The organism is Tumebacillus flagellatus, assembly GCF_000714935.1.
GTDB lineage: Bacteria > Bacillota > Bacilli > Tumebacillales > Tumebacillaceae > Tumebacillus > Tumebacillus flagellatus.
Window position 1 is genome coordinate 1 of sequence record NZ_JMIR01000058.1, and the last position, 9709, is coordinate 9709.

General features: G+C 45.5%; 11 protein-coding genes and 1 tRNA gene. 11 read left to right on the forward strand and 1 reads right to left on the reverse strand.

The window, feature by feature from the left end:
- The first annotated feature begins 173 nt into the window (after positions 1 to 173).
- Positions 174 to 467, forward strand: coding sequence for a hypothetical protein (locus tag EL26_RS22455; RefSeq protein WP_038094590.1), 294 nt, complete (start codon positions 174 to 176; stop codon positions 465 to 467).
- A gap of 89 nt (positions 468 to 556) precedes the next feature.
- On the opposite strand, the gene EL26_RS22460 is transcribed toward EL26_RS22455, so the two are convergent.
- The gene (locus EL26_RS22460) at positions 557 to 1141 is read right to left on the reverse strand and encodes a GNAT family N-acetyltransferase (protein ID WP_038094592.1); all 585 of its coding nucleotides are present in this window, start codon (positions 1139 to 1141) and stop codon (positions 557 to 559) included.
- Between the two features lie 385 nt (positions 1142 to 1526).
- Between EL26_RS22460 and EL26_RS22465 the strand changes: the two genes are divergently transcribed.
- The 10 genes from EL26_RS22465 (at position 1527) to EL26_RS22500 (ending at position 9261) form a co-directional block, all read left to right on the forward strand.
- Positions 1527 to 2135 carry a tyrosine-type recombinase/integrase gene (locus EL26_RS22465; protein WP_052036718.1) on the forward strand — a complete coding sequence of 203 codons (609 nt, stop codon included), beginning with the start codon at positions 1527 to 1529 and terminating at the stop codon, positions 2133 to 2135.
- Positions 2119 to 2274 (forward strand): tyrosine-type recombinase/integrase, encoded by a 156-nt coding sequence (locus tag EL26_RS26550; protein ID WP_274518918.1) that lies wholly within the window; start codon positions 2119 to 2121, stop codon positions 2272 to 2274. The genes EL26_RS22465 and EL26_RS26550 overlap by 17 nt, the downstream gene beginning before the upstream one ends.
- Before the next feature lie 308 nt (positions 2275 to 2582).
- Positions 2583 to 3869, forward strand: a complete 1287-nt coding sequence (locus EL26_RS22470; RefSeq protein WP_038094594.1) for a helix-turn-helix domain-containing protein — start codon at positions 2583 to 2585, stop codon at positions 3867 to 3869.
- Complete coding sequence (locus tag EL26_RS22475) at positions 3870 to 4106, forward strand: hypothetical protein (protein WP_038094596.1); 237 nt, start codon at positions 3870 to 3872, stop codon at positions 4104 to 4106.
- Positions 4107 to 4769: 663 nt separating this feature from the next.
- A complete protein-coding gene (locus EL26_RS22480; RefSeq protein ID WP_038094598.1) occupies positions 4770 to 6176 on the forward strand; it encodes a helix-turn-helix domain-containing protein in 1407 nt (468 codons plus the stop codon).
- Positions 6177 to 6178: 2 nt separating this feature from the next.
- A complete protein-coding gene (locus EL26_RS22485) occupies positions 6179 to 6505 on the forward strand; it encodes a hypothetical protein (RefSeq protein WP_038094600.1) in 327 nt (108 codons plus the stop codon).
- Positions 6492 to 6830 (forward strand): hypothetical protein, encoded by a 339-nt coding sequence (locus EL26_RS22490; protein ID WP_038094602.1) that lies wholly within the window; start codon positions 6492 to 6494, stop codon positions 6828 to 6830. The genes EL26_RS22485 and EL26_RS22490 overlap by 14 nt, the downstream gene beginning before the upstream one ends.
- Before the next feature lie 24 nt (positions 6831 to 6854).
- Positions 6855 to 7016 carry a hypothetical protein gene (locus tag EL26_RS25665; protein WP_161780784.1) on the forward strand — a complete coding sequence of 54 codons (162 nt, stop codon included), beginning with the start codon at positions 6855 to 6857 and terminating at the stop codon, positions 7014 to 7016.
- Between the two features lie 316 nt (positions 7017 to 7332).
- Positions 7333 to 7421, forward strand: a tRNA-Ser gene (locus EL26_RS22495).
- Positions 7422 to 7884: 463 nt separating this feature from the next.
- Entirely contained in the window at positions 7885 to 9261 is a 1377-nt protein-coding gene (locus EL26_RS22500; protein WP_038094604.1) for a hypothetical protein, read from the forward strand.
- Positions 9262 to 9709 lie beyond the last annotated feature (448 nt).

Below are 9709 nucleotides of genomic sequence, written 5' to 3' on the forward strand. Positions count from 1 at the left end.
ACCGTTAGGGGGCAACCCCACGCAGGTTCGAATCCTGTCCTCTCCGCCAAACTTTGATACGTAAGCGTCACAGGGATGTTGCCTGTGGCGTTTTTTTGTTGGTCGAAAGGATAGGTAGGTTTACAGAACTAATTGTGAGGCAAGTCAAAATTCGACAAAGGAAATATGTGTTAATGAAGAGAATGTTCAACAATAAAAGAAAAATATTATCCTCTGCGTTCGCAACTGGTCAAAGAGATGTAAACGCAATGAATTTAGGTTTGGAGGTGCAGAAGTTGGAAGACAACAATAAGACTCTTGAGGAGAGGATCGTCGATCTTGAGGGGAGAATCCAGGCTCTGGAGAGAAGCACGAACAGATATGGTTTCTCGCGATTTGCCGTTGATCTATTGACGGGATTCTCGGTTGTGGCGTTGGTGATCTTTGTGGTCGCGTTCATCTTTGTCCTCTCGAACAGAGGATTGTAACGAGATTAACTAGGGCGTCGGGGCACCCACCCAATTTGATTTGTTTGGAAAAGTGATCCTTTCGTCGACGAAGGGGTCTTTTCCATTCGCTATAGGAATTTGCCAACTGGAAGATCAAGATCGATTGTCGTATGTCGCAACATCGACTCATAGGCGTGGGCTTTCGCTGAAAACAGGCGCATCAAAACAACAACCTGCAAAGAGTCGCTGGATAAGGCACCTTCATCACAACTGCCAATGAGTTTTACATCCGGTACGACTGGCCAATCGCCAGCACGTTTATAAAAATAGGCCAAAGACGGCTCGCACGTGAAGAGACCGATATCCGTGTCGCCCGGCTCTCCGATCCATCGAGTAGCTGCAGCGACTGTACGCATACCAAATCCTTGACCATGATAATCGGGGTCAGTCGCCACACAGCTAAGTCCAGCAATGTTGAATGTTTGTCCGCTGTGATTAATGGTTTTGTGCACCACACCGGCATAACTGACCAACTGTCCATCTACATAGGAAAGAAATGAACGTGCATTCAGTGTTTCATCATGAGTCGTCGGAATTGTTCCACATGTCATTAGACTATCATCCGGCCAAATCCGATGCAGCAATAAGGCGATCTCACGCCGTAATGCGTCAGACGCATAATTATAGCAGATCGATTGTACGGTATCATTCATAACCGATTACATCCTTTCCGTCGGAGGGCGTTGTAAGGCGTTTTTTTCCTGTAGGTAAACCCTCTTGGTGTACGTATGGCGGCGTGGGTGGTTCCCTCAGTCGGGATATTATTTCGAGGGGCTTGACCTTTGAATCCGTCAAATGAATGTCCTTCTGATTAGTTCAATGAGCAGAACCAACGACGTTGTGCCTATCGCTTCGATCAGCAATCGTTCTGTCAGGACTTTCTCTTTGGAGAAGTACCGTTTCATGATGAACGCAAGAAGCAAGAAGCAAAATGAGAAACACCTGGCCAACGTATAGGATCGTCACGAATGGCCCACCTCCCAAGCAATGGCACAATTGTACTACAGTGTCAGGAAATGATTCCAGAGTTCCGTTGCTATGTCGCGTTTTAGGGGTGCGCCGTTCGAACTGGTGGCCGTGACGACGATCACGATTCAGGACTACCGCTCGTACTTGATGAACACGTTGGAGCAGAAGCCCGCCACGATCAACAAGGCGTTGGCGACGTTGAAGACGTTCTTCGGCTGGGCCGTTGAAGTGGGGCACATCGCCGCCGATCCAGCCAGTAAGGTACGTATGAGACGCGTCCAGCAGGTCTCTTCCCCCAAGTGGATGACCGATCAGGAGATCAACCGGCTGTCATACACTCTAGAGACGGAGAAGATCGATTTCAAATCAGCTAGAGACCGGGCGATCTTCTATACGATGTTTCGGGCGGGGCTGCGTGTCGAGGAAGTCTGTAATTTGAAGCTGACGCACGTTGACTTCCGGCGCGAGATCGTGACCGTCATGGACGGCAAAGGCGGGAAGTTCCGTGTCGTGCCGATGTACCCCGAACTCAAAAAGTCGTTGAAGACGTGGCTGGCCCTTAGGAACGCCAGCGAGAAACCATTCCACGTAGAGAGCGACTATCTCTTCGTCACCGAACGCTCCGGCAAGATGACCACGCGGTCTAGAGCGTTGCGGCCTGTTGGAGCGATCAGCTGACGGCAAGAAGCTAGACGGGCAACACTCGTGCCACTCGCTGCGTCACACGTTCGGGAAGCGCTTGGTGGACGCTGAGCGGCCTCTGAACGAGGTCAAGGAGCTGATGGGCCACGACAACATACAGACCACAATGAGGTAAGTCACGCCGTGCCAAAACGATCTCAAAAAGGCGATTGAGGCCGTTAGATAACAGTCCGGCCCATGTCATACGGAATGAACCAAAATCGAGGCGAGGCCGTATCATTACAAGGTTTGTAGTAGATCGGACTTTCGTAAAAACGGACAAGAAGTGACGTGTAAGCACGCTGACTAATCGGTGTGCTTTTTCATTTTGGGGGCACATATCGTGAATTTGTATCGGGTTAGTTTAAATACCTATACACCTAATAATATATCTGTTATCATATTTATTGGAAAACATTGACCATCTAGAGGTGGGTGTAGCAATTGTTACTGGATTCTTCTATGACAATCGGGCAACGATTTAAGATAATTCGAACCGAAAAGGGATTCTCGCAGTCGGAGCTTGCAGAGGGATTGTGCTCTCAAACTGTTGTTAGCTTGATTGAGCACGATAAAAAATACCCTTCTGCTGAAATGTGGGGAAAGTTAGCTGAAAGGTTAGGGGTTCCCCTTCGCGAGATCATGGGGATTCAAGAGTCGCAGATGGAGGCTAACTTCCAGATCGACATGATTCGAGTTTATATTGAAAAGGGTGATTTCTATCATGCTCTTGAACTTATAGACGGGTTGGATCAGCAAGAGGATTTGTTGGAGCATCAGCGTGCTGACCTTCTGATCAGTCGTTCAGAAGTGTTGGTAAAGACAAAGAAATACGACGAGGCTGTCCATGTGCTGTCACCGTTTGTCGATCAACAGGGGGTACAGCAGACTGTAGGTGACGATATTTTATGTGCCCTACATAATAAACTTGGAACTGCGTATTTCCAACTACGTGACTTCGAAAAGGCATACTCTTCATATGAAAACGGGTATAGAGTGAGCAAAAAGCTCCCCGGTTTTGGCCTCTTGGGTGCAAGGGTTGCATACAACATGGGGATCACCTGCAATCAACTTGGCTTCAAGGGAGATGGACGTCGGTATCTACAGGAGGCATATGATTTCTACAACTCGACTTCTCAAATGAATAAATTAGCAGATACACTGTTCGCCCTTGCTATGGCGACTGGCAATGTAGAATATCTTACGAAAGCACGATCTATTTACGAAGGCTTGAACTTGACTCGCGAAGCTAATATTGCAATCCAACATTTTGCGTTTTACGTTGAGTCCCAAGTTGATACTCAAGAGGCCCTTAGAAAATTCGACGCTTCAATTGAAGCGTTTCATAAATGTGAAGATATCGGTATGTGTGTTTACACTTCGGCGAGGGCAGCAATTGTTTGTATGACTCAAAATAAGATTCAGAATGCGGAGAAGTATTTGACACAAGCGGAACAGTATAAAGTATTGTTAAAAGAGGAGAACGAATATTTGCTTGCGGATTTCTTTCGAGCGAAAGCGATGTACAATCTCCGGAAGGAAAATTATGATCAATGCATTCTGGATTCACAAACGGCAAGTGAAATGTGTGATAAAATGGGGTTACATGCGGAGAGTGCGTATAATTTGGAGATATCCGCTGAGGCGTTACACAAAAAGGGCGAGCATGAATCAGCTTATCTTCTCTCCAAGAAAGCCTTAGACATGTTGCGTCCGAGGAGGGGTGTTTAAATGAAAAAAATGATCGCTGTACTCACTGGTGCTGCCTTTATTGGGGTGTTTTTTTTCGGGGTCACATCAAGTGAGAGTTCGGGTAATCGAACGGCGATTGATGTAGGGACAAAACCCGATAGCATATCTCATAATTCCTTAACAGCTTACAAGGTTGGTGGGAATTCGCCGGGGGCATTACTAGCAATCGACGTAGGGCCTGAGCCGCACCTTATTAGTAAGCCTGCAATCAAATAAATATCCAATTCTGTTCCCTTTTTTTAGGAAAACGCAATCGCTCAATAGGGGGAAGGAAATTGAAGAAAGTTGCCCTTCTGTCAATTTTGTTTTGTGGTCTATTGTACGGGGGAATAAGTGTAGATCACTCAACTGTGAATCAAGTAGCAGCAGAAGCAGGCCCTGGGCCAACAATGATTGCTCCATTATCTTAATTTCTCGAAACCGCCATTAGGCGGTTTTTTCATTGCAAAAAGGACGGAATGAGCCCCGTTTGAGGGTGTGCTGCTGGAATGCAAGCGGCTGATGCTTAATAGGGAGGCCAATTCCGATTATGAAAAAGCTCATTTGCGAAGTTGACAGTATCCGCCCGATCCGTCAAGCACCGGAGCTCATTTCGGTCGCCCATGAAAGGCGAAAATGTATGGACGTTGAGTACACCATCATAGGGGAGAAGAAACACATTTGGCAATGAGGCTTCGATGTTTCAACCCTCTATGTCTGTCATACTACTTTCGCACAATGAGATTAGCAACTGTTATCTTTTACAACCTATTCTGTAATATATAAGTTTTAAGTAATGAACGTTAATGTTTAATAATACTGATATATTTATTACAATTGCCAGTGTAGGGAGATCCCTATGCTGGCAATTTTATTTCGCGTGACAGGAGGTAGCTTGAAATGGATATTTCGAGTGAAGATGATAAAAACATGCTACAGGAAGGGTACATCACACTAGGCCAACGCATCCGGGACTTGCGAATGTCGAAAGGCTTGACCCAAACCCAACTCGCGGAAGGCATCCTCACGCCCTCCATGATTTCGCAGGTCGAGTCAGGAAAAGCACTCCCGAGCTATGCAACGGTCGCGGCCATCGCAAGGAAGTTGGAGACTCCTGTGTCTAAATTGTTTGAGGGTCTGACATTCAATAAAATGCAACTCTCAGGATACAAATTGGCCGTGTCACATATGGCGACGGGTTCGTACCGCTCCGCCCAGCCCGTTTTTCGTGAACTGATGGAGGCGGAACAACTTGACGACGGGATTCCATTCAAAGAGTTGAAACTGAACCTCGCGATCTGCTGCCGGGAATCGGAGGACTACGACGAAGCCATACGATTGCTCACGGATTTGGTGAAGGAATACTCTCGCTCCACGATCAAGAGCGATCAGTACAAACTCGTTCATATCCACCTTCACCTGAGCGAGACGTTTGAGCGAAACCTGATGTACTTCGAAGCCTTGCGATCCGCACACAACGCTAGGGATACGTATGAACTCCATACGAAGGACCCGCTGTTGGAGGGCAAGATTCTGGTACACCTCGCCGATCTGAACAAACGGCTTCATCGGTACGAGGAGGCGAATGCTTTTTACAAGCAAGCCTTGGAGGTCTACAACCAGCTGACCGAAAACGTCGAGGAAATTGGCGTCCTCTACCAGCGTATGGCGGAGCTTCACTATGCGGAAGGAGAGCCGGAGCTTTGCATTGACCTCGCAAACAAGGCAATCGCATTGCTCCAAGAGGCGGGTCGTATCACGAATTACCGCGAGACCAAACGGCTGATGATCATGGAGCAGGCCAACGAGGAGAACTGGTCGGACTCCATCGCCGTTCTGCTCAAAATGGCGACAATCTACGCCGTGGAAGACCCGCAGAAGGAAGCGGGCTTGTACTTGGACGTTGCACAAATTTATACGATGGTGCGGGACTACGAACAGTGTCAAGTCTACTGCTTGAAAGCATTGGGACTCCTTACAGGCATCGAACAGTCAGCACTCACCAAGTACGACGATACTGCCCTGAATGACCGCAGGAAGCTCGAAAATCATCGCCTGATCGGTCGAGCCAACCTCATCATGGCGGCCGTCTATCTGCACCGTCAAGAGTATGCTAGAGTGATTCAACTGCTGGAGTCAGCCATTCCGATTTTCAAGCAGCAGGTGCAACTGGACGAGTTGTACCAAGCGGCGTCCATGCTTACGGAAATCGTGAAGAACGGAGATCGAAACGAAAAAGCATGGGAGCTCATCACCGGCAGCCACGACTTCCTCTTCGTACATTTGCGTAGATCGGGGATACTGTGACGGTGACTCTCGTGTTCTGGGCGGACAATGACAAGTGGTTCAAGGTCTACGTGAATGGTCACTACGTCTGTGAAATCTTGGCGGTGAACCGCGAACATGCGTTCATGAAGGCTCACCACGAATGGGCCGTGAAGAAGTTTTTGAAACAGAAAGGCATTGAGGATTGCTACATTCTTGTGTGTGAGGCGGCGGAGGCGTCTACCGAAGAAGCCAAGGCACCGGATGAGTCGTTGTCGCTTCACCGACTCGCGAAACGTATCGTGGCAACGCCGCTGATATCAAGACTCTTCTCAGTGGTACGGAAGGAGAAAGAACGTGTCGAATCGTAAGCTCGTAGACAATAGAATGGGCGAGATACAGGGTGTGAACCTCGTCACGATCTGCTGGTCAGGAGACGAGGAGGATTACAAAATTTCAGGGATGCTCGTCACGGATCGGGCGGCCTTGACGATCATCGAGGGGAGCGTCGAGGTTTGTTTCGTGGACTTGTTGACGAATGGGGAATATGAGTTGGTTCAATGCGTCGCTCCGTTGTTTCATGTTGGCGAGGATGCGGAGAGCTACCCAGAGGTTTTCGCGAACCTCCAAAACCTATCTCTGTTTGATTTTTGTCGCAAGTACAAACGGTTCGATCTGATGATAGACGATGCCTAAGAGCGGGAAAGGAGGTGAGAACGTATGCAAAAACATGAGGCTTTGACTGATTGGGGGAAAGTCGAAGTCGAGGTGAACGGAGATGTCCTGAGTGTCGCGATCAACGGCGAGCTTTACAGAACGATGACGTTCGGGGGGCCGAATAACGTCACCAGCACGATCTACGCCAACCAAGAACGGGTGTAGCCACACTAGGATTCCGTCGTTCGTCTGCTCGCGTCTGTGGGGGAAGCGGCAGATGAACATTGTGAAGGGCAAAATGAGAGGATGGATCGGATGAAATTAACTAGCTTCGTGCCGAGTGTCCGAGGCTTTATTGTATGCTGAAATACGACTACCTATGTGATCGTACCTTCAATTATTAATACGGTTTACCTCTTGCCTACACCGCATGACCTACTTTACGTTGGAGTCCGTTGGAGTCCAACACATCCAACCAATACTTCGAGAATCGCATTCAGCTACAAAGCCAATAACGGCGGCCTTCGTAGCCTTTCTTCCGGGAGATGTACCGAAGTGGTCATAACGGGGCGGTCTTGAAAACCGTTAGGGGGCAACCCCACGCAGGTTCGAATCCTGTCCTCTCCGCCAAACTTGATACGTATGGCTTTGAAGCGCTTTTCCACAGTTTGTTGTTAGACCGTAATAGCAATTAGTCTGCATGATAGTCTGTTGGGACTATCGGTTTACTGAGGTTATGAGTTCGTTAGGGTAGTTTACAGGTAGACTGTGGCGTTTTTTGTTTTTATCGGGATACCAACGAATAGGAAAAAAAGACGAGACGTTAGGTAGAAAGAACAACGGGCATTGGGAATCGGTAGACTAGTTTTCGCTTTAATAGTCCAAATAGTTTCTTGTCAAAGCGAAGATTTCCGAGCGATCTACTCCTCTGGCGATTGGAAGTACGGGATACAAATCATTACCTTCAAAATTGACTAGATTGAGTTGTGTAAAATTTTTGATAACAATAGGTAGAAATCATGTAGAAATATGTGTCAATTTGTAATATAATAAGCGTGATGCTAACGATTCTTTTGAAAATGGAGGAAAAGTAATGATTCGTATTGATAGATACATTACCAACCAAATACATTTGAAGAATATTAAAGATAAAATAAGGAGTACATTAAAAGAAATGGGGTACCACCTTGCAATAGATGATGCTCATGAGGAACTTCACAAATTGTTTGGTGTTCCGAATCCTTCGATCTCGAACAGTGTAGGAATACAACGGCATATCTTCCGCGAATTTGAATTTATGAGAAATAGAATTAGCATGACTCCCGATGTAACTTGGAGCACGGTTTTTAGAATTAACAAACAAGGTGGATTTTGTATTGTCAGTTATAGTAATGCTGAAAACGAGATTGACCAGTCTAGATCAAATAAGACATATGAGATATCCTTAGCGATTGTGACTTTAGAGGATGCGACTGAAGAAATTGATGAAATTAAAAATGAGTTTGTTAAAAATATACCAGAAATAACTGATTGGAAGTATGTTAAGCATGTAAACGAACATTTCCACCAACTTTCGAAAGAGCTCTCATCACCGAGCTATTCTGAAAGTGATTTTATTGTAGCTAAGAAACTTAGTGACAAGAAAATTAATCAGGTTGTAAAAATGTTGAAAGCAACTGGTGGCGGAATGTTAAGGAGAGACTTTGTTATGAAATTAAGTGAAGTAAAGGATATTGATGAGGTGATACAAACATTAATTGATTTAGGAATTGTGAAATCAGAATTTGCTGTTATCTGCAAAAAAAATTCGGAACAAGTCAATAGGGTCCCAAATCGAGAGATTATTGATATTATGGGAGATCATGGTGTGAAGTGTAAATGTGGTAAACCAGTTAATGAAGAAATGGTTGAGGAAATTTTGTCTACAACAGATATGGCAAACAAAATGATGAACGGAAATAATTGGATGACGATAAATTTAATCGAAGTATTAGATTCCCTAGGAATTTTAATGGATGATATCCTAGTCAATGTCTCTGACGGACCTGATGAGATTGATGCATTTGTATCAATAAGCGGTAGACTACTTATGTTTGAGCTCAAAGACTCACAGTTTTCAATGGGGCATGCTTATGCTTTTGGTGGACGTGTCGGGATTTATAGGCCTACACAAGGGATAATTTGGGCAACGGAAGGTGTTGCCCCAGAGGTAAAAGATCATTTCACAAAAGTTAAACCAGAGACAAAACTACATTATATAGAAGGTGCGGAATCTCTTTATTCGGTTATGGAAAAAATGCTAAATGATATTCGTTGGGAGATAGCAGAAGAAGTATTACGACCGATACTAAAAGAGAGTATTTTCGTTTATAATCTACCTGGAGGTATTATCGAATATTTTAAGACTATTGTAATGGAAAGTGAAGAGGGCGAATACGAGAAACAAGTTGCTGCAACAAATGATTATTAATGTTTTGCGTTAAGTAATTTAAACTCTTTGCGGTTACGAGTCGGTCGATCTTGGTACATTTGTGGTGGAGGTTAGAGACTTAGCATCCTTTAGGAATTAGATTTTTGAGTTTGGAGGTACTAAAAACGGACAAAAAAGTGTGACATTCAAGCACGCTGACCATTTGGCGTGCTTTTTTCTATTTTCTTGATCGCTTGCTATGTTAGGGTTATGCAGAAACTGTTATTATTATTTTATATTTATTTGTATACGTTTTATTTCAATTTATTATTGTTGTTATTGAACAAGTAGTTCTTCAGGAGGAATTGGGAGTGGATAAAAAAAGAGGAGGCGGCCGCCCTAGTGCTATCAGTGCATTTTAAGGTCGGGGAGAGGCTGAAGTTATCATAACGGGGCGGTCTTGAAAACCGTTAGGGGGCAACCCCACGCAGGTTCGAATCCTGTCCTC